This window comes from Streptomyces sp. NPDC054813 (assembly GCF_053611365.1).
This window is the reverse complement of sequence record NZ_JBSHAF010000014.1, coordinates 187319-211871: the sequence shown is the minus strand read 5'-3', so window position 1 is coordinate 211871 and position 24553 is coordinate 187319. Positions and strand designations below refer to the sequence as shown.

The window sequence follows — 24553 nt, the reverse complement described above, 5'->3', positions numbered from 1 at the left end:
GGGGGGTGTGTTGGAGTCGTTCGCCGTCCCCCGGGGGGGGGGGGGCTCAGCTCCGGTGGGCCTGGGGCGCGGCCGAGGGCTCCCGACCGCCCCGGCGCGCCGCGGCCAGCTCGGTGGCCTGCTTGGTCATGTCGGTCAGCAGCTTGATGTTGTCGAGCTGCTGGATGCTGTCGAGCGACTGGTTGATGCGCACCGCGCCCAGCGAGGTCGCCGCCACCACGGGGAGCGCGAGCAGCGACACCAGGCGCGTGGAGATCCGCCAGTTGCGCAGGGCTATCCGCGAGCCCGGGTTGGACGGGCCCTTGGGGGGCTTGACCGCGGGCGCCGGTGTGGCGGTCGGCTGGGGGCCCGAAGATCCCGAGGACGCCGACACGGCGGGGCGCCCGGGGCGCTCGCCACCGTCACCACCGCCGGCCGGGGCCGGGCCCGGGTTCTGGGCGTGCTGGGGCGAGGAACCGCGGTCGGTCCCGCCGTGCGCCTCCGGCTCTGCCGGAGCGCTGCCATCCCTCTTGAAACGTCCCTGCACTAGCGTCGCAACCTCTGGACCAGGCGCCCCTCCGCTGAACGGAGAGACACGGTGTCGGCGTTGATAGGGGGGAGCGCCCTGAATGCGCGCCCCCTGTTGGTCGTGAGTGTGACCGGCGCTGGCTCCCCCTGTCTCGCCGCCACCCGGCGCTGCGTTGCGCCCCCTGCGCGCCGGCTGGATCCCGCGGCGGTCCGTGGAATTCCAGCACAGTGCCGGATCTCCAACAAGGGCCGTGGACCGAGCTGTGACCTCCGTGACAGCGCGTGAGTGACACGTTACGAGATGTCGAAGTCGATCGCGTACATAACGGACGTATCCCTGCCAGTCGCAGGCGGGTCACACGTGTCCCAGTCGCCATGATCAGGAGCGGAATGACAGCTTCAGTTCGTCAATGTCCGTTTCGTTGCGGTGACTTGCGGGTCTGGAATGACCGTTTTGCCCTCGACATCGTGAGCAAACTCACACGCGGATCACAGCTGGTTGGCGGCTTCCGCCGGGAATTCGATGTTTAGCCTGGCGCTTTACAAGAGGGAAGTCTCTGCCAACCGACACATGACGGGGTCCACGACAACCGTGAAGACGACGATGATGTTCCGCAACATAGCCAACCCCCGGCGTACCACCCTTGCCCACCTCAAGGACGCCGAGGAACTGCAGACCCCCGAACTCCCCGAGCACTCCCTCGACCTCCCCGCCCAGACCGCCAACCCGCGGCGCACCATCCTCATGGAGATCCCGGCCACGACCTCGGTAGCCGAGTAGCCGCTGGTGCGGGTCACGGCCGCCGTTCACTCACTCACCCGGTCACCGGGCTGTTTTCACGGCGGCCACCCCTTACCGCGTTAGCCTGGAGTGTCAGACTCCAGTCGGCTCAGTGAGGGGCGCAAGGATCCCGTGCGCATCGCCAGGTTCTCCATCGACGGGAACGTCGCCTTCGGCGCCGTCGAGGGCGACAAGCAGGACGAACTCGTCCTCGACATCATCAAGGGCATTCCGTTCACGGACTTCGAGCTCTCCGGCACGAAGGTCCCGCTGAACAAGGTGCGGCTGCTCCCGCCGGTGCTCCCCAGCAAGGTCGTCGCCTTCGGCCGCAACTACGCGGAGCACGCGAGGGAGCTGGGCAACGAGATCCCGGACGCCCCCTTCGCCTTCTTCAAGCCGTCCACCTCGGTGATCGGCCCCGGCGACGAGATCCAGTACCCCCCGTTCTCCCAGGACCTCCACCACGAGGCCGAACTGGCCGTGGTCATCGGCCGTATGTGCCGCGAGGTCCCGCGCGAGCGCGTGGCGGACGTCATCTTCGGCTACACCTGCGCCAACGACGTCACCGCCCGTGACGTCCAGCAGCGCGAGAAGCAGTGGGCCCGGGCCAAGGGCTTCGACACCGCCTGCCCGCTCGGCCCCTGGGTGGAGACGGACCTGGACCTCTCCACCGCGTCCGACCTGACGATCCAGCTCACCGTCGACGGCGAACAGCGCCAGCTCGGCCGTACGAGCGAGATGATCCACTCGATCGCGGACCTGATCGTCAACATCACCGAGGCCATGACGCTGCTCCCCGGCGACGTGATCCTCACCGGCACCCCGGCAGGGGTCGGCCCCCTCAACGTCGGCGACGAGGTCGCCGTCACCATCGAAGGCATCGGCACTCTCACCAACAAGGTTGTCAAGCGTGGCTAGCGCACCCGACCCCACCGTCCGAGTACGGTTCTGTCCCTCGCCCACCGGTAACCCCCATGTGGGCCTGGTCCGCACCGCCCTGTTCAACTGGGCGTTCGCCCGGCACCACCAGGGCACGCTCGTCTTCCGCATCGAGGACACCGACGCGGCCCGCGACTCCGAGGAGTCGTACGGCCAGCTGCTCGACGCGATGCGCTGGCTGGGCTTCGACTGGGACGAGGGCCCCGAGGTCGGCGGCCCGCACGCGCCGTACCGCCAGTCGCAGCGCATGGACATCTACGCCGATGTCGCCCAGAAGCTGCTCGACGCCGGCCACGCCTACCGCTGCTACTGCTCCCAGGAGGAGCTGGACACCCGCCGCGAGGCCGCCCGCGCCGCCGGCAAGCCGTCCGGCTACGACGGCCACTGCCGCGACCTCACCGAGGAGCAGGTGGCGGAGTACAAGGCCCAGGGCCGCACCCCGATCGTGCGCTTCCGGATGCCCGACGAGACGATCACCTTCACGGACCTGGTCCGCGGCGAGCTGACCTTCACCCCGGAGAACGTCCCGGACTACGGCATCGTCCGCGCGAACGGCGCCCCGCTCTACACGCTCGTCAACCCGGTCGACGACGCCCTGATGGAGATCACCCACGTCCTGCGCGGCGAGGACCTGCTCTCCTCCACCCCGCGCCAGATCGCCCTCTACAAGGCGCTGACCGAGCTCGGCATCGCCCAGCGGATCCCGGCCTTCGGTCACCTCCCCTACGTCATGGGTGAGGGCAACAAGAAGCTCTCCAAGCGCGACCCGGAGTCCTCGCTCAACCTCTACCGCGAGCGCGGCTTCCTCCCCGAGGGCCTGCTGAACTACCTCTCGCTGCTCGGCTGGTCGTTCTCCGCGGACCAGGACATCTTCTCGATCGAGGAGATGGTGGCCGCCTTCGAGATCTCCGACGTGAACCCCAACCCGGCCCGCTTCGACCTGAAGAAGTGCGAGGCGATCAACGCCGACCACATCCGTCTGCTGGACGTGAAGGACTTCACGGAGCGCTGCGCCCCCTGGCTGAAGGCCCCCGTCGCCCCCTGGGCCCCGGAGGACTTCGACGACTCCAAGTGGCACGCGATCGCCCCGCACGCCCAGACCCGCCTGAAGGTCCTGTCGGAGATCACCGACAACGTCGACTTCCTGTTCCTGCCCGAGCCGGTCTTCGACGAGGCCAGCTGGGCGAAGGCGATGAAGGACGGCAGCGACGCCCTTCTGGTCACGGCCCGCGAGAAGCTGGAGTCGGCCGACTGGACCTCTCCGGAGTCCCTGAAGGAGGCCGTCCTGGCCGCCGGCGAGGCCCACGGCCTCAAGCTCGGCAAGGCCCAGGCCCCGGTCCGGGTGGCGGTCACCGGCCGCACGGTCGGCCTGCCGCTCTTCGAGTCCCTGGAGATCCTGGGCAAGGAGAAGACGCTGGCCAGGATCGACGCGGCGCTGGCGAGGCTCGCGGCGTAACACCCACGCATGCGTGAGGGGCGGCACCCGGTGTGTTCCGGGTGCCGCCCCTCGCACGTGCGGGTCAGACGGCGTCGGCCTCGTCGATCAGGTACGTGAACTCTTCGAAGATCTCCAGGACGACGACGACCATGATGGCGCCCGCGACCATGTACTCCAGCATCACACCGGGAGCCACGTAGGCCTTGCGCAGGTGTTCGTCGGGTCCGAGCTGCGCGGTCGCCGCCTTGCGGAAGGGGTCGCGGGCCAGTATCCGCACGGCCTTGTCCAATTGGGCTCGACGCTCGCCGGGCAGACCGTCGTACGCCCCACGGGCCTCGACCGTGAACTGGACTCGGTACTCGCTCACGCCCCCGGTGTGCCAGTCTGTGAGGGTGATCAGAGCTGTGGTGTGGGACGTTGACGACACCCTCTTCGACTACACGAGCGCCGACCGCGAGGGCATGCGGGCGCACCTGGCGGCGGAGGGGCTGCTCACCGGCCGGGAGAGTGCGGAAGCGGCACTGGTGCGGTGGCGGGAGATCACCGACGAGCAGTGGGCGCGGTTTTCGGCGGGCGAGGTCAGCTTCGAGGGACAGCGGCTGGACCGGGTACGGGTGTTCCTGGGCAAGGAGCTGACCGACGACGAGGCCGACGCCTGGTTTTGCCGGTACCGGGCCCACTACGAGGCCGCCTGGGCCCTCTTCCCGGACGTCGTGCCCGCCCTGGACGCCCTCGCGGCCGGCTACCGACACGCCGTGCTCTCCAACTCCAGTCTCCACGTTCAGGACCACAAACTGCGCACGCTCGGTGTCCATGACCGCTTCGAGACGATCCTCTGCGCCGCCGAACTGGGCGTCTCCAAGCCCGAGGCCGGTGCCTTCCTCGCCGCCTGCGCTGCGCTGGAACTCGCCCCGCACCAGGTCGCGTACGTCGGTGACCACCCGGAGATCGACGGACGCGGTGCCGCGGACGCCGGACTGCTGTCCGTCTGGCTCGACCGGCACGGGGCCGGGGGCGCGCCGGCCGGCGGCCACCGGATCGGCTCCCTCGCCGAACTGCCCGCGATCCTCCGCGCCGATACCCGTTTTGGAGCCCCGTCCACCTTCAGGTAATGTTCTTCCTGCGCCGCCGGGGAGCGGGCCGAAAGGCCGGAACCGGAGGCGCGAAACTAGAACAAGATCCCCTCAGGGGCTTGCGTTCCAGTGGCCTATGGTGTAATTGGCAGCACGACTGATTCTGGTTCAGTTAGTCTTGGTTCGAGTCCAGGTAGGCCAGCTCGCAGAGCTCATCTGCACGCGCGGATCAGATCCGCAAGCCCCCGTTGTGTAGCGGCCTAGCACGCTGCCCTCTCAAGGCAGTAGCGCCGGTTCGAATCCGGTCGGGGGTACGGTGATCGAAGGATCGCTAGGGCCCCCGTTGTGTAGCGGCCTAGCACGCCGCCCTCTCAAGGCGGTAGCGCCGGTTCGAATCCGGTCGGGGGTACGAACTGGTCTAAACCATCATTGGTCTATGGTGTAATTGGCAGCACGACTGATTCTGGTTCAGTTAGTCTTGGTTCGAGTCCAGGTAGACCAGCTCGGATCTGCGGAAACGTAAGATCCACGCCCCCGTTGTGTAGCGGCCTAGCACGCCGCCCTCTCAAGGCGGTAGCGCCGGTTCGAATCCGGTCGGGGGTACAGAGAAGAAAAGCGAGGCCCCTCACTTCGGTGAGGGGCCTTCGTCGTACCGCCGTATGTCCCACGGCTCATTCGAAGCCGTAGCGGCGGGCCGTCTCCTCCTCCTGGGCCAGCCGGTGCAGCGCCTGGAGCATCGGTTCCACCAGGACCGCGCTGGCCACCGCGGCCTCCACCTTCTCCTCCTCCGACGGATGCGTCTCCAGGAAGTCCAGGTCGGTGATGGCCGCCTGGTGCATCAACTTCGCGTGCGACACGAGGAGTTCGGCATCCCAGTCGTAACCGAGCCGGCGGAACGCGGCCACCGCGACCACCAGCTGGCGGTACGCGGGGGAGATGGTCGTGAGCTGCTTGGCGTTCTCCCAGCCGAGGACGTCCAGCAGTGTCCCGACCTCCCGGTGCGCGCTCTGGACGAACTCGTCCTCCGCGTCCGGCTCGGGCACCTGCGGCAGCGCCCACAGTGCGGCGCCCACCCTGATCGTGCGGCCGAGCGAGCCGTCGTCGACATGCCCGAGCACCTCGCGGACCGTGGCGACGGGGATCCGCCCCACCTGGATCATCGCCCGCACCAGCCGCAGCCGCCGCAGATGCTCCTCGTCGTACTCGGCAGTGGTGGCATTGACCTGGCGGCCCGGCGGCAACAGCCCTTCGCGCAGGTAGTACTTGATCGTCGCGGCGGACACGCCGCTGCGCTCGCTCAGCTGGGCAAGCCGCATGTCTTGCGCCTCTCCTTGGTAAGTGCCACTATCCAAGCACCGAAAAGAAGGATAGTGCTGCTATCCGATGAGGATCCGGGGGCGTCGTCATGTTCGCGAAACCGATTCCGGGCCGGACGACCGCGGCACGCGAGGGCGACGCGGTGGTCCTGCTGATCGGCATGCGCATCAACCACTTCTGGGCGGTCCACCAATGGCTCCCGGTCGCGCTGTCGATGTTCCGCATGCTGCGGGAGCTCGAACGGGACCCCGGCCGGGGGCTGCTGGGGCGCATCCTGCTGACGGCTTCGCCGCGGACGTACTACGTCGTCCAGTACTGGGAGTCGAAGGAGAAGCTGTACGCGTACGCGAGCTCGCCCGACCTGTTCCACCACAAGGTGTGGGGCATCGTGAACCGCAAGGAGCGCGCGGGGCAGCTGCACGGGCACGTGGGGCTGTGGCACGAGGCGTACGTGGCGCCGGAGGGCTCGTACGAGTCGATCTACTTCGACATGCCCCGCTTCGGTCTGGGCGCGGCGAGCGGGGTGGTGCCGGTGGAGCAGCGGGGGCGGTACGCGAAGGACCGGTTCGCTCACAGAAGCGCCGACAAGAGCGCCCCGTAAGGGGTCGCGCTCCCGTCGGGAAGGGCCTGCCGCGGCGTTGAGGCCGGCCTCTCCTCGGCGGGAGCGTTCGTATCGGGCCTCAGCCCGTGCGGCGCAAGGCCTCCGACAGGCGGCCCGCCGCGTCGATGACCGCCTGAGCGTGCATCCGGCCGGGGTGGCGGGTCAGCCGCTCGATCGGTCCGGAAACGGACACCGCCGCCACCACACGGTTGGAAGGCCCCCGCACCGGCGCCGACACCGAGGCGACCCCCGGCTCGCGCTCACCGATGGACTGGGCCCAGCCGCGGCGGCGGACACCCGACAGGGCCGTCGCCGTGAAGCGGGCGCCCTGGAGGCCGCGGTGCAGTCGCTCCGGCTCCTCCCAGGCCATCAGGATCTGCGCCGAGGACCCGGCTTTCATCGTGAGCGTCGAGCCGACCGGGACCGTGTCCCGAAGACCGGACAGGCGTTCCGCCGCGGCCACGCAGATCCGCATGTCCCCCTGGCGTCGATAGAGCTGCGCGCTCTCGCCGGTGATGTCCCGGAGGTGCGTGAGCACCGGGCCCGCCGTCGCGAGCAGGCGGTCCTCGCCGGCCGCCGCGGCCAGTTCCGCGAGTCGTGGGCCGAGAATGAAACGGCCCTGCATGTCGCGTGCCACCATGCGGTGGTGTTCCAGAGCCACGGCCAGCCGGTGGGCCGTGGGCCGTGCCAGTCCGGTTGCCCCGACCAGACCCGCGAGGGTGGCCGGACCGGACTCCAGAGCGCTCAGGACAAGGGCCGCCTTGTCCAGAACGCCGACGCCGCTACTGTTGTCCATGCAACGATACTCACGTCTCACTCTGTGAAACGCAAGTTCAATTTCCCGTGGAACGCGCCACCCTGGAATCACACAGTGGCCCGCAGACCAACGGGCCCGGCGGCGGACGCCCGGAACCACGACTTCAGGGGCCCGGAGAACGGGCAGCCGCTACCTCAAGATCTCTAGTTGGGCCGGTGCACGTCTGCCGGCCGGAGGGAAAGCGATGGGTAGGACACTCGCGGAGAAGGTCTGGGACGACCACGTCGTCCGGCGCGCCGAGGGCGAGCCCGACCTCCTCTTCATCGATCTGCACCTGCTGCACGAGGTGACCAGCCCGCAGGCCTTCGACGGCCTGCGTCAGAACGGCCGCCAGGTGCGCCGCCTCGACCTCACCATCGCGACCGAGGACCACAACACCCCCACCCTCGACATCGACAAGCCCATCGCGGACCCGGTCTCCCGGGCCCAGCTGGAGACGCTGCGCAAGAACTGCGCCGACTTCGGCGTCCGGCTGCACCCGCTGGGCGACGTCGAGCAGGGTGTCGTGCACGTGGTCGGCCCGCAGCTGGGTCTGACCCAGCCCGGCACGACCGTCGTCTGTGGTGACTCCCACACCTCCACGCACGGCGCCTTCGGCGCGCTCGCGTTCGGAATCGGCACCTCCCAGGTGGAGCACGTGCTGGCCACCCAGACGCTGCCGCTGGCCCGCCCGAAGACCATGGCCATCACGGTCGACGGCGAGCTGCCCGAGGGCGTCACCGCCAAGGACCTGATCCTGGCGATCATCGCCAAGATCGGTACCGGCGGCGGCCAGGGCTACATCCTGGAGTACCGAGGCTCCGCCATCGAGAAGCTCTCGATGGAGGCCCGCATGACCATCTGCAACATGTCGATCGAGGCCGGCGCCCGCGCGGGCATGATCGCCCCGGACGAGACCACCTTCGCGTACATCAAGGGCCGCGCCCACGCCCCCGAGGGCGCCGACTGGGACGCGGCGGTCGAGTACTGGAAGACCCTGAAGACGGACGACGACGCGGAATTCGACGCCGAGGTGCGCATCGACGCCGCCGCCCTCTCGCCGTTCGTCACCTGGGGCACCAACCCCGGCCAGGGTGCGCCGCTTTCGGCACAGGTCCCCGACCCGGCTTCGTACGAAGACGCTTCGGAGCGCCTCGCCGCCGAAAAGGCCCTGGAGTACATGGGGTTGGAGGCCGGCCAGCTGCTGCGCTCCATCAAGGTGGACACCGTCTTCGTAGGCTCGTGCACCAACGGCCGTATCGAGGACCTGCGCGCCGCGGCCGCCGTCGTCGAGGGCCGCAAAGTCGCCGACGGCGTACGGATGCTGGTCGTCCCCGGCTCCGCGCGGGTCGGTCTGCAGGCCGTCTCCGAGGGCCTGGACGTCGTCTTCAAGGACGCCGGTGCCGAATGGCGGCACGCGGGCTGCTCGATGTGCCTGGGCATGAACCCCGACCAGCTGGCACCGGGGGAGCGCTCCGCGTCCACCTCCAACCGCAACTTCGAGGGCCGGCAGGGCAAGGGCGGCCGTACCCACCTGGTGTCGCCGCAGGTCGCGGCCGCCACGGCCGTCCTGGGCCACCTGGCCTCGCCCGCCGACCTGTCCGACGCCGACGTTCGTACGCCCGCTGGAGTCTGATCAGCCATGGAAGCATTCACCACGCACACCGGCCGGGCCGTCCCGCTGCGCCGCTCCAACGTCGACACCGACCAGATCATCCCTGCTCACTGGCTCAAGAAGGTCACCAGGGACGGTTTCGAGGACGGGCTGTTCGAGGCCTGGCGGAAAGATCCCGAGTTCGTGCTCAACCGGCCCGAGCGGCAGGGGGCGACCGTCCTGGTCGCCGGCCCCGACTTCGGCACCGGCTCCTCCCGTGAGCACGCCGTCTGGGCGCTGCAGAACTACGGCTTCAAGACCGTCATCTCGTCCCGCTTCGCGGACATCTTCCGGGGCAACTCGCTGAAGAACGGCCTGCTCACGGTGGTTCTGGAGCAGAAGATCGTGGACGCGCTGCAGGAGCTCACCGAGAACGACCCGCAGGCCGAGATCACCGTCGACCTCCAGGACCGCGAGGTGCGCGCCGAGGGCATCACCGCCTCCTTCGAGCTGGACGAGAACTCCCGCTGGCGGCTGCTGAACGGGCTGGACGACATCTCCATCACCCTCCGGAACGAGGCCGACATCGCGGAGTACGAGGCCAAGCGGCCCTCGTACAAGCCGCGGACGCTCCAGGCCTGATCCGGAGCCCGCTTCCGGCCTGATCGACCACATCTGAATACGGCTGGTTTCAGCCACCGCCACACCCCGCCTGTACCCCCGATCGCCACGATTGGGGGTACAGCCATGTCTGCACCCGAACGGACGCTCGCGTTGTCGCAGGTCTTGCCAACTTCCCACGTTAGGACGGATGTTGTGGGGGTACGTGAGTGCTGTGTCCGCGGCTTCCGCAAGTGCCCGGAAGGCCATTTGAGGCGGCAGTTGCCCCCTGCGCAGGCGACAACTCGCCCCAGATGGCACAATCTGTGCATGGAACACGACGGCCAACTCCAGCTCTATGCGGCGGTCGCGGACCAACTGAAGGAAGCGCACACAAGAGTGCGTGCACTGCAAGTCCCGGAGGGCGTACGGATGGCGCTGACCCGGAAGCTGCTGGTCATTACGGCCGCGGCCAAGCACGACCTGGCCGACGCGGCAAGACGGCTGGAACGGTTCAACGCGGACCTCGACGGGGGTCGATTCCCCGAAGAGGAACGCTGACTGGACCGTCCTGGACGACCGAGTCCGTTGCGGCACAAGGGTGATAAGCCCGTTTCGTGTTTGATTTGCGGTATATATCTGCCTAACGTGCGAAAAAGCTTGAACACTTTCGTTCTGGCGATGTCTCCGAAGGGGAAGACGTGAACAAGGCGCAGCTCGTAGAAGCGATTGCCGACAAGATGGGCGGCCGCCAGCAGGCGGCCGAGGCTGTCGATGCGGTCCTGGACGCCATCGTCCGCGCGACCGTCGCGGGTGACCGGGTCTCGGTCACGGGCTTCGGGTCCTTCGAGAAGGTGGACCGCCCGGCGCGTTACGCCCGCAACCCCCAGACGGGCGAGCGGGTTCGGGTCAAGAAGACCTCCGTGCCGCGCTTCCGTGCCGGTCAGGGCTTCAAGGACCTGGTGAGCGGCTCGAAGAAGCTCCCGCGCGGCGGCGAGGTCGCGGTCAAGAAGGCGCCCAAGGGCAGCCTGACCGGCGGCGCTTCCGCGACGGTCAAGAAGGCGGCGGCGAAGAAGGTCACCGCCAAGAAGGCGACCGCGGCGGCCAAGAAGACCACCGCGAAGAAGACGACGGCGAAGAAGACCACGGCCGCCGCCGCGAAGAAGACCACGGCCAAGACCACCGCCAAGAAGGCCACGGCCACGGCGAAGAAGACGGCCGCGAAGAAGGCTCCGGCCAAGAAGGTCACCGCCAAGAAGGCGCCGGCCAAGAAGTCGACGGCGCGGAAGGCTACCGCCAAGAAGACGGCTGCGCGCTAGGCAGCGGGGCCTCGGGGTACTCACGCGACGGGCCGGACTCCTGGGGGAGTCCGGCCCGCGGTGTGTTCGGCGTGTGCGTTGCGTTCCGGCGGCGGCGCTGTGGAGCTGGTCGCGCCCGCGTGGTAGCCGCACATCGATACGGCCCCGCGCTTTCCTGCCTCAGAGCGTCTGCAGGGTCACCAGGGTGATCCGGAGGCCGTCTCCGGAGTCCTCCGTCTCGATCCGTACCCGCTGACCCGGCCTGAGCAGGCGCAATCCACCCGCCTCGAAGGCCGCTCCGTCGAAGGGCACCGGGGTCCCGTCGTCCAGGAGCACCTGGCCGCTGCGGGTCTCGGGGTCATACGTGTATGCGGTCGCCTGCATGACGGCAGCCTACTGGTCCGGGATCAGCAGGCGGGCTGCCGCTGCCGCCGTGCGCGGCCCCACGCCCAGGGCCAGTGCCGTGCGCAGGTCCGCGCCGGTGTCCACGTCCTGCCGTACCGACTCCACACCGGCCAGTCTCAGTTCCGCGGCGCCCGAGGCGGTGTGCCGGGCGCGGGAATCCGGGCCGAATGCGGGCGCCAATTCATTGCCGGGAGTCGCGGCCAGCAGGGTGGTGCCGATTGCCGCCGCGTCCGGGAGAAAAGCGCGCGGGAATTCCGCGGCCGCGTCGAGCACCCGGGACAATTCCAACGGACGGAGCGCCGGCAGATCGGCGTTCAGTGCGGCCACCGCGCTTTCCGGGCGCGATGCGCGCACGACCGCCGCACCGTGCCGCAGAGCGGCGTTCAGGCCGCTTCCCGGCGTGTCCGGGACGATGCGCGCGCCCAGCGCCGAGAGCTCGCGCCCGGCCAGCATGTCGTCCGTGACGACCGCCACATCCTTCACCGCCAGGCAGGCCAGCGCCGCGGCCACCGTGTCCTGGGCGAAAGCGAGCGCCAGTCCCGGACGCAAACCGTCCGTCGCGGTGTCCGCGAGCCTGCTCTTGGCTCGCGCCAGGGGCTTCAGGGGTATCACCAAGGTCCACTGCACCGACGTACCGTCCCTCCCTCGTTGCCTCATTGTCACCCGGGCCCCGGGGCAGGCGCGGCAGCGAGGCGTACGGTGTTCCTCGACAGACCGGCGGACCGGGGCGACACTTCTCCCGGCCCCCTCTCCGGGAGAAGAAGTCCCGGAGACCGGGAAGAAGTCCTAGAGGAAGGTGTGCGCGTGCCCCGCCGGAGAATCGGCTTCTGGTACCGCTTCGCTGCGGTGCTCTGCAAACCGCCGCTGGTGGTACTGATCAAGCGGGACTGGCGCGGAATGGAGAACATTCCGGCCGAGGGTGGATTTATCACCGCGGTGAACCACAATTCCCACATCGACCCCTTCGCCTACGCGCACTATCAGTACAACACCGGGCGCGTTCCACGATTCCTGGCGAAGAGCGGGCTTTTCAAGAAGGGATTCGTCGGCGCCGCCATGCGGGGCACCGGCCAGATCCCGGTTTACCGCGAGTCCACCGACGCCCTCAGCGCCTTCCGGGCCGCGATCGACGCCGTGGAGCGCGGCGAGTGCGTGGCTTTCTACCCTGAGGGAACGATCACCCGCGACCCGGACCAGTGGCCCATGACGGCCAAGACCGGTGCCGCCCGGGTGGCCCTGCAGACCAAGTGCCCGGTGATCCCGGTCGCCCAGTGGGGCGCCAACGAACTGCTGCCGCCGTACGCGAAGAAGCTCAACCTGCTGCCCCGCAAGACCCACCACGTCCTCGCCGGTCCGCCGGTCGACCTCTCGCGCTTCTACGACAAGGACATGACCCAGGACGTCCTGAAGGAGGCGACCGAGGTCATCATGGCCGCCATCACCCGCCAGCTGGAGGAGATCCGCGGCGAGAAGGCCCCGGAGACCCCCTACGATCCACGCCAGGTGCGGATCGAGCAGCGGCGCCGGACGCGTGCGCAGAGCGGTCTGGAAGAGGAGAGCGGCAAGTGAGCATGCCTGCCAAGGCGGCGGTCTTCAGCGCGGGTTCGTGGGGTACGGCCTTCGGGATGGTGCTCGCCGACGCCGGGTGCGAGGTCACCCTGTGGGCGCGGCGGGCGGAGGTGGCCGAGGCCATCAACTCCGGCCGTACCAACCCCGACTACCTGCCCGGCGTGGAACTCCCCGAGAACCTGCGGGCCACGACCGACCCCGCCGAGGCCGCGGCCGGCGCCGACTTCACCGTCCTGTCGGTGCCCTCCCAGAGCATGCGCGCCAACCTCGCGGACTGGGCGCCGCTGCTCGCGCGCGGCACCACCCTGGTGTCCCTCATGAAGGGCATCGAACTCGGCACCACCATGCGGATGAGCGAGGTCATCGCGGACGTCGCCAAGGTCGGCCAGGACCGCATCGCGGTCGTCACCGGACCCAACCTGGCCCGGGAGATCGCGGCCCGGATGCCGGCCGCCGCCGTGGTCGCCTGCACCGACGACACCGTCGCCCAGCGCCTCCAGGCCGCCTGCCACACGCCGTACTTCCGGCCGTACACCAACACCGACGTCATCGGCTGCGAACTCGGCGGCGCGGTCAAGAACGTCATCGGGCTCGCGGTCGGCATCGCCGACGGCATGGGCCTCGGCGACAACGCCAAGGGCTCGCTGATCACCCGCGGTCTCGCCGAGACCACCCGCCTCGGTGTCGCGCTCGGCGCCGACCCGCTGACCTTCGCCGGCCTCGCCGGTCTCGGCGACCTGGTGGCGACCTGTTCCTCGCCGCTGTCCCGCAACCACACCTTCGGCACCAACCTCGGCAAGGGCATGACCCTGGAGGAGACCATCGCGGTCACCCGGCAGACCGCCGAGGGCGTCAAGTCCTGCGAGTCCGTGGCGGATCTGGCCCGCCGGCACGGCGTGGAGATGCCGATCACCGAGACGGTGGTCGACATCGTGCACGAGGGCAAGCCGCCGGTGGTCGCACTCAAGGAGCTCATGTCGCGCAGCGCGAAGCCCGAGCGACGCTGAGCGAACGCACCCCGCGGACGCTGTATCGGGGCTCTACCACCGGGTACTCTCATCGCGATATGAGCACCGAGAACCTCCCCCAAAGCCCTGAGCAGCCCGCTCGCAAGCCGCGTGTGGCCGTCGTGTTCGGCGGTCGCAGCTCCGAGCACGGGATCTCCATGGTCACCGCCGGAGCCGTCCTGAGTGCCATCGACCGGACGAAGTACGACGTCCTGCCGATCGGCATCACGAGGGAAGGCCGCTGGGTGCTCACGGCCGACGAACCCGAACGCATGGCGATCAGCGACCGCCGTACGCCCGAGGTCGGCGACCTCGCCGAGTCCACCGAGGGCGGCGTGCTGCTCCCCGTCGACCCGGCCAACCGCGAGGTCGTCTACAGCGAGCCCGGCTCCGTGCCCAAGGCGCTCGGCGAGGTCGACGTCGTCTTCCCGATGCTGCACGGCCCCTACGGCGAGGACGGCACCCTGCAGGGCCTCCTGGAGCTCTCCGGCGTCCCCTACGTCGGCTCCGGCGTGCTCGCCTCGGCCGTCGGCCAGGACAAGGAGTACATGAAGCGGGTGTTCACCTCGTTCGGGCTCAAGGTCGGCCCGTACCTGGTGATCCGTCCCCGCGAGTGGAAGCAGGACGAGTCCGCCGCCCGCAAGCGGATCGTCGACTTCGCCGGCGAGCACGGCTGGCCGCTGTTCGTGAAGCCCGCGCGGGCCGGTTCGTCGATCGGCATCACCAAGGTCGACGACCTCTCCGGTCTGGACGAGGCGATCGCCACCGCCCAGGCCCACGACCCGAAGATCCTGGTCGAGGCGGCGCTGCGCGGCCGTGAGATCGAGGTCGGCGTCCTGGAGTTCGAGGACGGCCCGCGCGCCTCGGTCCCGGCCGAGATCCCGCCGGCCGGCACGCACGCGTACTACGACTTCGAGGCCAAGTACATCGACTCCACCCCCGGCATCGTCCCGGCCCCGCTGACGCCCGAGGAGACCGCCGAGATCCAGGCGCTCGCGGTCGACGCCTTCGAGGCCGCGTCCTGCGAGGGCCTGGTCCGCGCGGACTTCTTCCTCACCGAGGACGGCGATTTCGTGATCAACGAGATCAACACGATGCCCGGCTTCACCCCGATCTCGATGTACCCGCAGATGTGGCAGGCGACGGGCGTCAGCTACCCGGATCTCATCGACCGCCTGATCCAGGCAGCGCTGAACCGCTCGACGGGGCTGCGTTAGAAAACGTCCCGAACGGAAGCGCCCCGTCAGGGGCGCGGGGCTGTTTCGACTTGCGGCCACCGCCGCGTGGGCGCGACAGGCCACGACGGATCGGCACTCGACACGCAACGGATCCGCTTACGGCGCCTAGTCGGCAACCCCCTCCGGAACCGCCTTCTTGACGGCAGGCGCCAAGCTCACCAACGGCGCCATGCCATCACCGGTCCGCCCCGTAGGGATCGTCACCTCGACATACGCCTTCCGCAACGTCGTGGTGAACCGGAACGATTTGTCGGCCTCCTGCTCCAGCAGCCATCCGACCCCGTTGACCTCGACCCCGTCGGCCTCCGGGTCGGCCATCTTCGCAGGCCGCTCGACACCACAGCGCAGTATGATCGCGGGGTCCCCCCAGCCCGCCGTCAGCGTGGAGGCGGGCTCGGGGTCACGCCGGGCGAGCTTGTCCACCTTCTTCGGCAACCCCTCGTCGAGGTTCCGGCACAGCTTCGCAACCGCCGCGCCCGGAGTGGGAACCGCCGCCGACGGGGCATCGTCTGCTGATGAGCAGCCCGCCGCCGCGATCATCACAAGAGCGAGCGCGGGCAGACCGAATGGCCGGTGACGGAAAATGTTCACCGGCCAAGCCTAGACGGGGGCTACAGATGGACGACCGGACAGGTCAGGGTACGTGTGATGCCCTCCACTTGCTGGACTCTCGCGACCACGAGCCGACCGAGTTCGTCGACCGTCTCCGCTTGTGCGCGCACGATGACGTCGTACGGTCCTGTCACGTCCTCGGCCTGGATGACTCCAGGGATCTTGCTGATGATCTCGGCGACGGTCGACGCTTTGCCGACCTCCGTCTGGATCAGGATGTACGCCTGTACCACGGAACCTCCAGGGCGGCCACGAGGATCATGTGGGGAAAAGGAACGCCACGGTATCGCGTCGCCGCTCACCGCGGGGAGACCTGCGCGGACAGGGGCTTGCGCGCCAGGGTGCAGCCACGACAGAAGTTGACGGTCACCTCGACCGTATCCAGGACGACGATGACGCGCGAGCGGGCACGGCAAGGCAGAGAAGGGGCGTAAGGGCAATGAAGGGCACTGTTGGTGAGCTGGGGGAGTTCGGGCTCATCAGGGAGCTCACCTCCCGTCTCACCACCACTCCGGCGGTCCGGGTCGGTCCCGGCGACGACGCCGCGGTGGTCGCCGCGCCCGACCGCAGGGTCGTGGCGAGCACCGACATCCTGCTGGAGGGCCGGCACTTCCGCCGCGACTGGTCCACGGCCTACGACGTGGGCCGCAAGGCGGCCGCGCAGAACCTCGCGGACATCGCCGCCATGGGCGCCGTGCCGACCGCGCTGCTGCTCGGCCTGGTCGTCCCCGCCGAACTCCCGGTGACCTGGCCCAGCGAGCTGATGGACGGCATCCGGGACGAGTGCCAGGTGGCCGGCGCCTCGGTGGTCGGCGGCGATGTGGTCCGCGGCGACACGATCATGGTCTCCATCACCGCGCTCGGCGATCTGCGCAACCAGGAGCCGGTCACCCGGGGCGGCGCCCAGCCCGGCGACCTGGTGGCCGTCACCGGCTGGCTGGGCTGGTCCGCGGCCGGCTACGCGGTGCTCTCCCGCGGCTTCCGCTCGCCGCGCGCCTTCGTGGAGGCGCACCGCCGCCCCGAGCCGCCGTACCACGCGGGTCCGGCCGCCGCGGGCCTCGGCGCTACCGCGATGTGCGATGTCAGCGACGGGCTGATCGCCGACCTCGGACACATCGCGGAGGCCAGCAAGGTGCGGATCGACATCCGCTCCGGCGCGATCGACGTCCCCTCCCAGATGAACGACATCGGGCAGGCCGTCGGCGTCGACCCGATCCAGTGGGTGCTGACCGGCGGCGAGGACCACGCGATCGTGGCGACCTTCCCGCCGGACGTGAAGCTGCCCGCCCGCTGGAAGGTGATCGGCGAGGTCCTCAACCCGTCCGCGCTGCCCCAGGTGACCGTCGACGGGGCACCCTGGACCAGCAAGGGCGGCTGGGACCACTTCGGAGACATCGAGTCATGAGCCTTCCGCGGGTGCTGACGGTCGCGGGCTCCGACTCCGGCGGCGGGGCCGGGATCCAGGCCGACCTGAAGACGATGCTGGCGCTGGGCGTGCACGGCATGAGCGTGATCACGGCGGTCACCGCGCAGAACTCCGTCGGTGTGCAGGGCGCTTGGGAACTGCCGGTGGCGGCGGTGCGGGCCCAGTACCGCAGTGTGGTCGACGACATCGGCGTGGACGCGGTGAAGACCGGGATGCTCGCCTCGGCCGAACTCGTCGAGACGGTCGCGGAGTTGATCGCCGGCACCGACGCACCCGTGGTCGTCGACCCGGTGGGCGTCTCCAAGCACGGCGACTCCCTGCTCGCCGCCTCCGCCCTGGACTCGGTCCGCACCAAGCTCCTCCCGCTGGCCACCGTGGCCACCCCCAACCTGGACGAGGTGGCCCAACTCACCGGAGTACAGGTCGAGTCGGAGAGGGACCTGCGCCGGGCCGCGGCGGCCGTGCTGTCGTACGGGCCGAAGTGGGTGCTGATCAAGGGCGGGCATCTGCCGGGTGAGGCCGTGGATCTGCTCACGGACGGCACCGACGAGTTCCGGCTGCGCGCCCCCCGCCACGACAACCGGCACACACACGGCACGGGCTGCACCCTCGCGTCCGCGATCGCGTCGCAGCTCGCGAAGGGGCAGTCCGTGCCGGCGGCGGTGGCGGCGGCCAAGGAGTACGTCACGGGGGCGATCGCGGCCGGGTTCGCGCTCGGCGCCGGGATCGGGCCGGTGGACCACGGCTGGGCCCTGCGCCGGGGCCCTCAGTAGGGGTACTCCCGGAGCGTGATGCCGGTGGCCGCCTTCTCCGTCATCTTCTTGAAGAAGCGGGCCAGCGGGCGGGAGCCGAGGACCCGGTACATGCGGTCCCGGCTGCGGATGCGCCGCTCGGTGGGCGGGGCGAAGAACGGGCCCGCGTTGCCGGAGATCTTCTGGCAGCCCTTGGCGAAGTCCCGGATCCGGGTCTCGTACTCGGCGAAGGCGGTGCGGTGGTCGCCGCCCGCGAGGGCGAGCTCACCGGCGAGGACATAGGCACCGACGACCGCCACACCCGTCCCCATCCCGCCCATGGTCGCCCCGTACCCGGCGTCCCCGAGCAGCGCCACCCGCCCCTCGACCAGGCGGTCGACGTGGATCTGGGCGATCGCGTCGAAGTACAGGTCGTCGGCCTCTTCGAGGGCCTTGAGCAGGGTCGGACCCTCCCAGCCCAGGCCGGCGAAACGTTCCGCGACGATCCGCTTCTGCGCCGCGACGTCCCGGCGGTCGTACGACAGCTCCGCGGACCGGAAGACCAGCAGCGCGCCCGCGCGGTCCGGGTCGCCGTCGTAGTTGCCGACGACGGCCGCGCGGCCGGGTTCGCTGTAGACCCGGCCGGTGCGGTCCAGGCCGAGGTGGTTGGGGACGTCGAAGCCGGCCACGTAGTGGTCGAAGAAGCGCAGGTAGCGGGACTCCTCGCCGAAGACCAGCCGACGGGTGTTGGAGTGCAGGCCGTCCGCGCCGACGACCAGGCCGAAGCGGCGGGGGGCGCCGTGCTCGAAGGTGACGTCGACGCCGTCGGCGTCCTGGGCGAGGGAGGCGATCGAGTCGCCGAAGACGTACTCGACGCCGTCCCTGGTGCGCTCGTACATGAGCTGCGCGAGGTCGCCGCGGCAGATCTCCACGTCACCGCTCATCAGCTCGGCGGGCAGGTCCACGCGTGGGCTGCCGTCGGCGGCCACGACGGTCTGGCGGCCCATGTGGGTCTGGCGGGCGTGGACCTCGTCCCAGATGCCCATGGAGGTCAGGACCGTGCGGTGCACGTGACCGCGGAAGTCGACCGCGAAGCCGCCGCCGCGCAGTTCCGGGGCCTTCTCGACGACGGTGACCCGGGCGCCGAGCCGGACGAGGTTCAGGGCGAGGGCGGGACCGGCGATGCTGGCGCCGGAGACCAGGACGCTGAGGTGGCTGAGGTCCTTCGGTGTGGGGTTCTTCGTCATGCGATGAGCTTCGGCGGGGGCGCTGACCGTCCTCCTACCGTTCGCTGACCGCCGCTGACCGTTGCCGTAGGCCCTGGTCGAAGGCCTGGGCGTAGACCTCGGGCGACAGCTTCGCGCGTACGTCCTGTTCGAGGCGTACGACGTCCGGATCGGCCTCGGCGCGGGCGCCCCGCAGGGCCGTCCCCGCACCCAGCAGCACGGCGGCCCGCTCGGCCGACTCGGCGACGGACGCCAACGCCTCGGCAGCGTCGGCGAGTTCCAGGGTGCCCGGACCCTCGACGGCGAGTTCGGCAGCCTGCCGGAACCAGTCGCGGGCCTCCTCGGTGTCCCCCTCGGCGGCGGCCGTGCGGCCGAACCCGATGAGGATACGGACCGTCTCGCCGACGCTGAACCAGTTGGCGGCGCACTCCCTGAGTGCGTTCTCGTAGTGCACGCGCGCGCGTGCCGTGTCCCCGGAGAGCCGTGCCGCGTCGCCGAGACCGCGCCGGGCGCCCGCCACCTTGTCGGGGAGCCCGGCACCGCGGGCGAGGGTCAGCGCCTGCTCGAAGTGGGCCTCGGCGCCGGCCGCGTCGCCCTGGTGCAGCAGCACGGTGCCCCGGGTACGCAGCAGGTCGGCGGTCTCCTCCGGGGCCGCCAGCTCCCGCATGTACGCCAGCCCCTCGTCCAGCAGCTCCAGGGCGCGGCGCGAGTCCCCGCGCGCGTGGGCGGCCATACCGAGCGGGTCGAGACAGTTGGCCATCCCCCAGCGGTCACCCGTGGCCCGGAACCCGTCCAGCCCCCGGGCGAAGCACTCCTCGGCCTCCCGCGGCCGGCCCGCGAGCAGGTCCCGGAAACCCAGGCCCACGTCGAGCAGGGCCCGCGCCCAGGGGTCGTCGCCGGCCAGGGCGAGGGCCTCTTCGCCGGTCGTGGGCCGGGGGCCGGCCGCGACCGACCAGAGCATGAGGATGTACGGCAGCCGCAAGGGGCCTGCGCACCCGGCCATCAGCGCGTCCACGCGTGCGACGAGCTCTGCGTGACCGTCCCGGCCGGCCGCGTGGCCGCCGTCGCCCAGGAGCACGTTGATCGCGCACAGCACGTACTCCTCCGTCAGCCCCGGCGGCGGCGCGTCCCCCACGGCGGCCAGCAGTGCGCGGGCCGACGTCACCTGTTCGCCGTGCAGCCCGCGCAGCCGCCAGAAACAGGACAGGACGGCCATCAGGCGCAGGGCGTCCTCGGGGCCGTGGCGCACCAGATGGCGCAGCGCCGCGTCCAGGTTGCCGTGCTCGGCGGAGAGCCGTGCCAGCCAGGGCAGCTGACCGCCGCCACGGAGCTTCGGCTCGGCCCGCTCGGCCAGCCGCAGGAAGTAGCCGGCGTGCGCGTCCCGCAGGCCGCCCGGGTCGGGCAGGTCCCCGGCGGCGAACGCGCGGATCGTCTCCAGCATCCGGTAGCGGCCCTCGGACACCTCAAGGAACGACTTCTCCACCAGCGAGGCCAGCAGGTCCTCCGGGTACGGCAGCCCGCACACCGCCTCGACCGCCGCCAGCGTCGCGCCCCCGGAGAACACCGTCAGCCGCCGCGCCAGCTCCCGCTCCTCCCCGTCCAGCAGCTCCCAGCTCCACTCGACCACCGCGCGCAGGGTGCGGTGCCGGGGCGCCTTGGAGCGGTCGCCGCGCGAGAGGAGCCGGAACCGGTCGTCCAGGCGGTCGGCGAGTTCGTCGGGGGTGAGGGTGCGCAGCCGGGCCGCCGCCAGTTCGATGGCCAGCGGCAGCCCGTCCAGGGCGGCGCAGATGTGCGCCACGCGCGCGTGGCCGTCGAAACCAGGGCGCACGGCGCGGGCCCGGTCCAGGAAGAGCCGCTCCGCCGGTTCCGGCGGCAGCGGGGGCACCAGGACCAGCACCTCGCCGGTGATGTTCAGGGACTCCCGGCTGGTGGCGAGGATCCGCACGCCCGGACAGGAGGCGAGGAGCAGGGCGGCGACCGAGGCGGCCGCGTCGACCAGGTGCTCGCAGTTGTCGAGGACGAGCAGCAGCTCGCGCTCCTCCAGGGCGGCCAGCAGGCGGTCCGTGATGTCGGCCACGGGGCTGCGCAGGCCCTCGCGGACACCGAGGGCGGTGAGGACGGCGTACGGGATCTGCGAGCCGTCGCCCAGCGGCGCCAACTCGACGAAACAGGCACCGCCGCCTTCGCGTGCGGCCTCGCTCTTGGGCGCGGGCTCGCCTCTGCGTGCCGCCTGGCTGCCGGGCGTGGCCTCGATCCTGGTCGCCGCCTCGAGCGCCAGGCGGGTCTTGCCCGCACCGCCGGGGCCGGTGAGGGTGACCAGGCGGGCGCCGGTCAGGAGGCCGGCGATCCGGGCGAGCTCGGGCTCGCGGCCGACGAACCGGGTGAGCTGGACCGGGAGCCTGGGCCGCTCGGGCTCCGCACCCCTGAGCAGCTCCAGGTGGAGCGCGGACAGCTCCGGCGAGGGATCGGCGCCCAGCTGGTCGGCGAGGGCGCGACGGGCCTCCTCGAACACCGTGAGCGCCTCGGCGGGCCGCCCGCCCGCGTGCAGGGCCCGCATCAGCTGCCCGTACAGCCGCTCGCTCAGCGGATGGGCGGCCAGCAGCGCCCGCAGCTCCGGCACCAGCCCGGACCCGCCGCCGAGCGCCAGATCCGCCTCGATGCGGTCCTGTACGGCGGCCAGCCGCAGCTCTTCGAGGCGCGCGGCCTCGGCGTGCGCATCCGGGAGGTCGGGCAGCGCGGGGCCGCGCCACAGGGCGAGCGCCTCCCGGAGCCGGGCCGCCGCGTTCCGGTGGTCGCCGGCCCGCAGGGCGGTGCGTCCGGCCGCGGACCAGGCTTCGAACTGATGTGCGTCCACGGTGTCGGGGGCGATGGCGACCCGGTATCCGGTGGCGGTGGCCTCGATCTCGGTGTGCGGTGCCAGGCGCCTGCGCAGCCGGGAGATCTGGGACTGCAGGGCGTTGGCGGCCCCGGCGGGCGGCTCGGTGCCGTACAGGCCGTCGGTGAGGCGCTGCGCCGAGACCGCGCGGCCGGCGTCCAGGAGCAGCAGGGAGAGCAGCGCGCGGGGGCGGGGGCCGCCGGGGTCGACGGGGGTGCCGTCGTCGGCGCGTATGTCCAGGGGGCCGAGGATGCCGAAGCGCATGCGCCCAGCTTGGCAGGGCACGGTTCGCCGAGGTTCCGGTTTTCGGGCACGGCAAAAAGCCGGCCCACCCTCGGGTGGACCGGCTCAGTGCGGCGAACCGGCTGTTGCCGCGCGCTGGCAGCAGTGCGTCAGCGCGAGACCTTGCCGGCCTTGATGCACGAGGTGCAGGCGTTCACGCGCTTCGGCGTCCCGCCGACCACGGTACGCACACGCTGGATGTTCGGGTTCCAGCGACGGGACGTACGGCGGTGCGAGTGCGAGATGTTGTTGCCGAAGCCCGGCCCCTTGCCGCAGACGTCGCAGTTGGCAGCCACGGGTCACTCCAAAGACTTCAGATGCACTTACGGTTGAATCCCGGCGTGCCGGGATCGAGACCCAGGTATCTGAGATCTTGAGTGGCGTTGCCAGGGGTAATGGCCCGATGGGATCGGGCAACCGGAGCAGCATACAACGGCCGCGACGGTTAGACGAAACTAGCATGGCAGCTCAGGGGCCGGCTCCCGGCCCACTTCCGGTGGGCACCCTTCCGGGGTCTACGCTGCGACCACGTCGGGCCAGCTCAAGGAGGCGCAGGTGGCGCAGGTGCCGCAGACATTCTTCGATGCTCTCGCGGTACGCACCTGGTGCGGTCTCGCGCTCGGGGCGATCGGCCGGGCGCGCGAGGAGATCGACGCGATCAACGTCTACCCGGTGGCCGACGGTGACACGGGCACGAACCTCTATCTGACGGTGGAGTCGGCCGCCGGCGCCGTGGAGGCCGTCTTCGCCGGCTACGAGCTGGGCGAAGAGGTCCCCACCCTGGCCGACGCCGTCCGCGCGATGGCGCACGGCGCCCTGATAGGCGCGCGCGGCAACTCCGGCACGATCCTGGCGCAGCTGCTGCGCGGCATGGCCCACGCCGTCACCGAGGGTGAGGCGACTCACATCGACGGAGAGAGGCTGCGGCTCGCCCTGCGGCACGCCGCCGACGCCGCCCGCGGGGCCGTGGCCCACCCCGTCGAGGGCACCGTGCTGTCGGTCGCGGCGGCAGCGGCCGACGCCGCCGATGCCGCAGACGTGGCCGAGGGCGACTGCGGGGTGATCGCCCGGGCCGCCTACGAGGGCGCGTGCAAGGCGCTCGCGGAGACCCCGGGACAGCTGGCCGCACTGGAGCGGGCCGGAGTGGTCGACGCAGGCGGGCGAGGCCTGGTCGAGCTGCTCGGGGCGCTGGTGGAGGCGTTCACGGGGGAGTCGCCGGCGGCTTTCGACGTACACGCGTACGGAGTGCTTCCGGTCGTGCACGCGCGCGTGGACGCCGTTTCCGACGCCCGCGCCGAGGCGTGCGCCGAGTCGGCCGGGGGCCCCGCCTTCGAGGTCACCTACCTCCTGGAGGCCGAGGACGCCGCCGTGGACCGGCTGCGGGCCCGGCTCGACACCCTCGGTGACTCCCTGGTGATGGTCGGCGGCGACGGCCTGTGGAACGTCCATGTGCACGTGGACGACGCCGGCGCCGCCGTGGAGGCGGGCGTCGAGGCGGGGCGGCCGTACCGGATCCGGATCACGCACTTCGGCGCGGGGGACGTGCACACCGGCGCGGAGCCGCCGCGCGAGCGGGTGCAGCGGGCCGTGGTGGCCGTCGTGCCGGGGGAGGGGCTGGTCGGGCTGTACAGCGAGTCCGGCGCGACCACCGTGCTCGCGCGCCCCGGGGAGCCGCCCGCCAGCGGGGAGCTGGTGGACGCCGTACGCCGGGCCCACGCGCGCGAGGTGGTGCTGCTGCCCAACGACGCCGACCTGCGGCACACGGCGGCCGCGGCGGCCGAGCAGGTCCGCGCGGACGGCATCCGGGTCGCCCTCATCCCGACCCGCTCGGCGGTCCAGGGCATCGCCGCGCTCGCGGTGCACCAGCCCGACCGCCGCTTCGACGAGGACGTCGTCCAGATGACCTCGGCGGCCGGCGCCACCCGCTACGCCGAGGTCGTGGTCGCGGAACGGCAGTCCTGGACCATGGCCGGCATCTGCCAGGCCGGGGACGTGCTGGGCCTCATCGACGGGGACGTGGCGGTGATCGGCTCGGACGTGACGGCCACCGCCGAGACCGTCCTCGACCGAATGCTCCAGGCCGGCGGCGAGCTGGTCACCCTCGTCCTCGGCGACGAGGCGCCCGAGGGTGTCACCGAACGCCTGGAGGCACGCGTACGCGAGGCGTACCTCGCCGTCGACACGGTGGTCTACAACGGCGGCCGGCAGGGGGCCCCGCTCCTCATCGGCGTCGAGTGA

25 protein-coding genes, 5 tRNA genes and 1 pseudogene are annotated in these 24553 nt (G+C 70.8%); 20 read left to right on the top strand and 11 right to left on the bottom strand.

The window, feature by feature from the left end; all coding sequences use genetic code 11:
* Window positions 1–91: 91 nt before the first annotated feature.
* A pseudogene (locus ACWGJB_RS28025) lies at window positions 92–373 on the bottom strand (hypothetical protein); the annotation flags it as partial.
* Between the two features lie 726 nt (window positions 374–1099).
* Here ACWGJB_RS28025 and ACWGJB_RS28020 point away from each other — a divergent pair.
* From ACWGJB_RS28020 to gltX, 3 genes are all read left to right on the top strand, one after another.
* A complete protein-coding gene (locus ACWGJB_RS28020; RefSeq protein ID WP_351705292.1) occupies window positions 1100–1288 on the top strand; it encodes a hypothetical protein in 189 nt (62 codons plus the stop codon).
* A 132-nt stretch (window positions 1289–1420) separates the two neighbouring features.
* A complete protein-coding gene (locus tag ACWGJB_RS28015; RefSeq protein WP_453382835.1) occupies window positions 1421–2206 on the top strand; it encodes a fumarylacetoacetate hydrolase family protein in 786 nt (261 codons plus the stop codon).
* Window positions 2199–3683, top strand: a complete 1485-nt coding sequence (gene gltX, locus ACWGJB_RS28010) for a glutamate--tRNA ligase (RefSeq protein WP_453382834.1) — start codon at window positions 2199–2201, stop codon at window positions 3681–3683. The genes ACWGJB_RS28015 and gltX overlap by 8 nt, the downstream gene beginning before the upstream one ends.
* Window positions 3684–3747: 64 nt before the next feature.
* On the opposite strand, the gene ACWGJB_RS28005 is transcribed toward gltX, so the two are convergent.
* Window positions 3748–4032 carry a hypothetical protein gene (locus ACWGJB_RS28005; RefSeq protein WP_453382833.1) on the bottom strand — a complete coding sequence of 95 codons (285 nt, stop codon included), beginning with the start codon at window positions 4030–4032 and terminating at the stop codon, window positions 3748–3750.
* Between the two features lie 25 nt (window positions 4033–4057).
* On the opposite strand from ACWGJB_RS28005, the gene ACWGJB_RS28000 reads away from it, so the two are divergent.
* The 6 genes from ACWGJB_RS28000 (at window position 4058) to ACWGJB_RS27975 (ending at window position 5341) form a co-directional block, all read left to right on the top strand.
* The gene (locus tag ACWGJB_RS28000; protein WP_453382832.1) at window positions 4058–4777 is read left to right on the top strand and encodes an HAD family hydrolase; all 720 of its coding nucleotides are present in this window, start codon (window positions 4058–4060) and stop codon (window positions 4775–4777) included.
* Between the two features lie 91 nt (window positions 4778–4868).
* Window positions 4869–4940: transfer RNA gene (locus tag ACWGJB_RS27995), tRNA-Gln, on the top strand.
* A gap of 39 nt (window positions 4941–4979) precedes the next feature.
* Window positions 4980–5052: transfer RNA gene (locus ACWGJB_RS27990), tRNA-Glu, on the top strand.
* Window positions 5053–5074: 22 nt separating this feature from the next.
* Window positions 5075–5147, top strand: a tRNA-Glu gene (locus tag ACWGJB_RS27985).
* Window positions 5148–5168: 21 nt separating this feature from the next.
* Window positions 5169–5240: transfer RNA gene (locus ACWGJB_RS27980), tRNA-Gln, on the top strand.
* Between the two features lie 28 nt (window positions 5241–5268).
* Window positions 5269–5341 (top strand) — tRNA-Glu (locus tag ACWGJB_RS27975).
* Window positions 5342–5409: 68 nt separating this feature from the next.
* On the opposite strand, the gene ACWGJB_RS27970 is transcribed toward ACWGJB_RS27975, so the two are convergent.
* Window positions 5410–6054, bottom strand: a complete 645-nt coding sequence (locus tag ACWGJB_RS27970) for a MerR family transcriptional regulator (protein WP_453382831.1) — start codon at window positions 6052–6054, stop codon at window positions 5410–5412.
* 89 nt (window positions 6055–6143) lie between these two features.
* Between ACWGJB_RS27970 and ACWGJB_RS27965 the strand changes: the two genes are divergently transcribed.
* Entirely contained in the window at window positions 6144–6656 is a 513-nt protein-coding gene (locus tag ACWGJB_RS27965) for a DUF4188 domain-containing protein (protein ID WP_453382830.1), read from the top strand.
* Window positions 6657–6735: 79 nt separating this feature from the next.
* Here the strand turns inward: ACWGJB_RS27965 and ndgR are convergent, their stop codons facing one another.
* On the bottom strand, window positions 6736–7452 hold the full coding sequence (gene ndgR / locus ACWGJB_RS27960) for an IclR family transcriptional regulator NdgR (protein WP_003993203.1): 717 nt from the start codon (window positions 7450–7452) through the stop codon (window positions 6736–6738).
* 205 nt (window positions 7453–7657) lie between these two features.
* On the opposite strand from ndgR, the gene leuC reads away from it, so the two are divergent.
* The 4 genes from leuC to ACWGJB_RS27940 all read left to right on the top strand — a co-directional run bounded on the left by leuC (window position 7658) and on the right by ACWGJB_RS27940 (window position 10965).
* Window positions 7658–9088, top strand: a complete 1431-nt coding sequence (gene leuC / locus ACWGJB_RS27955) for a 3-isopropylmalate dehydratase large subunit (protein WP_453382829.1) — start codon at window positions 7658–7660, stop codon at window positions 9086–9088.
* 6 nt (window positions 9089–9094) lie between these two features.
* Window positions 9095–9688 carry a 3-isopropylmalate dehydratase small subunit gene (gene leuD, locus ACWGJB_RS27950; RefSeq protein ID WP_453382828.1) on the top strand — a complete coding sequence of 198 codons (594 nt, stop codon included), beginning with the start codon at window positions 9095–9097 and terminating at the stop codon, window positions 9686–9688.
* Window positions 9689–9976: 288 nt separating this feature from the next.
* Window positions 9977–10207 carry an SCO5555 family protein gene (locus ACWGJB_RS27945; protein WP_453382827.1) on the top strand — a complete coding sequence of 77 codons (231 nt, stop codon included), beginning with the start codon at window positions 9977–9979 and terminating at the stop codon, window positions 10205–10207.
* A gap of 140 nt (window positions 10208–10347) precedes the next feature.
* Window positions 10348–10965 (top strand): HU family DNA-binding protein, encoded by a 618-nt coding sequence (locus ACWGJB_RS27940; RefSeq protein ID WP_453382826.1) that lies wholly within the window; start codon window positions 10348–10350, stop codon window positions 10963–10965.
* A gap of 159 nt (window positions 10966–11124) precedes the next feature.
* On the opposite strand, the gene ACWGJB_RS27935 is transcribed toward ACWGJB_RS27940, so the two are convergent.
* Window positions 11125–11328 (bottom strand): hypothetical protein, encoded by a 204-nt coding sequence (locus ACWGJB_RS27935; protein WP_453382825.1) that lies wholly within the window; start codon window positions 11326–11328, stop codon window positions 11125–11127.
* 9 nt (window positions 11329–11337) lie between these two features.
* On the bottom strand, window positions 11338–11976 hold the full coding sequence (gene cofC, locus ACWGJB_RS27930) for a 2-phospho-L-lactate guanylyltransferase (protein ID WP_453382824.1): 639 nt from the start codon (window positions 11974–11976) through the stop codon (window positions 11338–11340).
* 177 nt (window positions 11977–12153) lie between these two features.
* Between cofC and ACWGJB_RS27925 the strand changes: the two genes are divergently transcribed.
* Genes ACWGJB_RS27925 through ACWGJB_RS27915 form a run of 3 tightly spaced genes read left to right on the top strand, consistent with a single transcriptional unit; the run spans window position 12154 to window position 15142 of the window.
* A complete protein-coding gene (locus ACWGJB_RS27925) occupies window positions 12154–12918 on the top strand; it encodes a lysophospholipid acyltransferase family protein (RefSeq protein ID WP_351705332.1) in 765 nt (254 codons plus the stop codon).
* Window positions 12915–13925: an NAD(P)H-dependent glycerol-3-phosphate dehydrogenase gene (locus tag ACWGJB_RS27920; protein WP_453382823.1), complete on the top strand. Its 1011-nt coding sequence runs from the start codon at window positions 12915–12917 to the stop codon at window positions 13923–13925. The genes ACWGJB_RS27925 and ACWGJB_RS27920 overlap by 4 nt, the downstream gene beginning before the upstream one ends.
* A gap of 59 nt (window positions 13926–13984) precedes the next feature.
* Window positions 13985–15142: a D-alanine--D-alanine ligase family protein gene (locus ACWGJB_RS27915; RefSeq protein ID WP_453382822.1), complete on the top strand. Its 1158-nt coding sequence runs from the start codon at window positions 13985–13987 to the stop codon at window positions 15140–15142.
* A gap of 126 nt (window positions 15143–15268) precedes the next feature.
* Here the strand turns inward: ACWGJB_RS27915 and ACWGJB_RS27910 are convergent, their stop codons facing one another.
* Entirely contained in the window at window positions 15269–15754 is a 486-nt protein-coding gene (locus tag ACWGJB_RS27910) for a DUF3515 domain-containing protein (RefSeq protein ID WP_453382821.1), read from the bottom strand.
* 20 nt (window positions 15755–15774) lie between these two features.
* The gene (locus ACWGJB_RS27905) at window positions 15775–16008 is read right to left on the bottom strand and encodes an Lrp/AsnC family transcriptional regulator (RefSeq protein WP_352219363.1); all 234 of its coding nucleotides are present in this window, start codon (window positions 16006–16008) and stop codon (window positions 15775–15777) included.
* Window positions 16009–16214: 206 nt separating this feature from the next.
* On the opposite strand from ACWGJB_RS27905, the gene ACWGJB_RS27900 reads away from it, so the two are divergent.
* Window positions 16215–17180, top strand: coding sequence for a thiamine-phosphate kinase (locus ACWGJB_RS27900; RefSeq protein WP_453382820.1), 966 nt, complete (start codon window positions 16215–16217; stop codon window positions 17178–17180).
* Window positions 17177–17974: a bifunctional hydroxymethylpyrimidine kinase/phosphomethylpyrimidine kinase gene (gene thiD, locus ACWGJB_RS27895; RefSeq protein WP_453382819.1), complete on the top strand. Its 798-nt coding sequence runs from the start codon at window positions 17177–17179 to the stop codon at window positions 17972–17974. The genes ACWGJB_RS27900 and thiD overlap by 4 nt, the downstream gene beginning before the upstream one ends.
* On the opposite strand, the gene ACWGJB_RS27890 is transcribed toward thiD, so the two are convergent.
* The 3 genes from ACWGJB_RS27890 to rpmB all read right to left on the bottom strand — a co-directional run bounded on the left by ACWGJB_RS27890 (window position 17968) and on the right by rpmB (window position 22611).
* Window positions 17968–19179 (bottom strand): FAD-dependent monooxygenase, encoded by a 1212-nt coding sequence (locus ACWGJB_RS27890; protein ID WP_453382818.1) that lies wholly within the window; start codon window positions 19177–19179, stop codon window positions 17968–17970. The two genes, thiD and ACWGJB_RS27890, sit on opposite strands and share 7 nt — an antisense overlap.
* Before the next feature lie 34 nt (window positions 19180–19213).
* The gene (locus tag ACWGJB_RS27885) at window positions 19214–22297 is read right to left on the bottom strand and encodes a BTAD domain-containing putative transcriptional regulator (protein ID WP_453382817.1); all 3084 of its coding nucleotides are present in this window, start codon (window positions 22295–22297) and stop codon (window positions 19214–19216) included.
* A gap of 128 nt (window positions 22298–22425) precedes the next feature.
* Window positions 22426–22611, bottom strand: a complete 186-nt coding sequence (gene rpmB, locus ACWGJB_RS27880; RefSeq protein ID WP_003993230.1) for a 50S ribosomal protein L28 — start codon at window positions 22609–22611, stop codon at window positions 22426–22428.
* 259 nt (window positions 22612–22870) lie between these two features.
* On the opposite strand from rpmB, the gene ACWGJB_RS27875 reads away from it, so the two are divergent.
* Window positions 22871–24553 (top strand): DAK2 domain-containing protein, encoded by a 1683-nt coding sequence (locus ACWGJB_RS27875; protein ID WP_453382816.1) that lies wholly within the window; start codon window positions 22871–22873, stop codon window positions 24551–24553.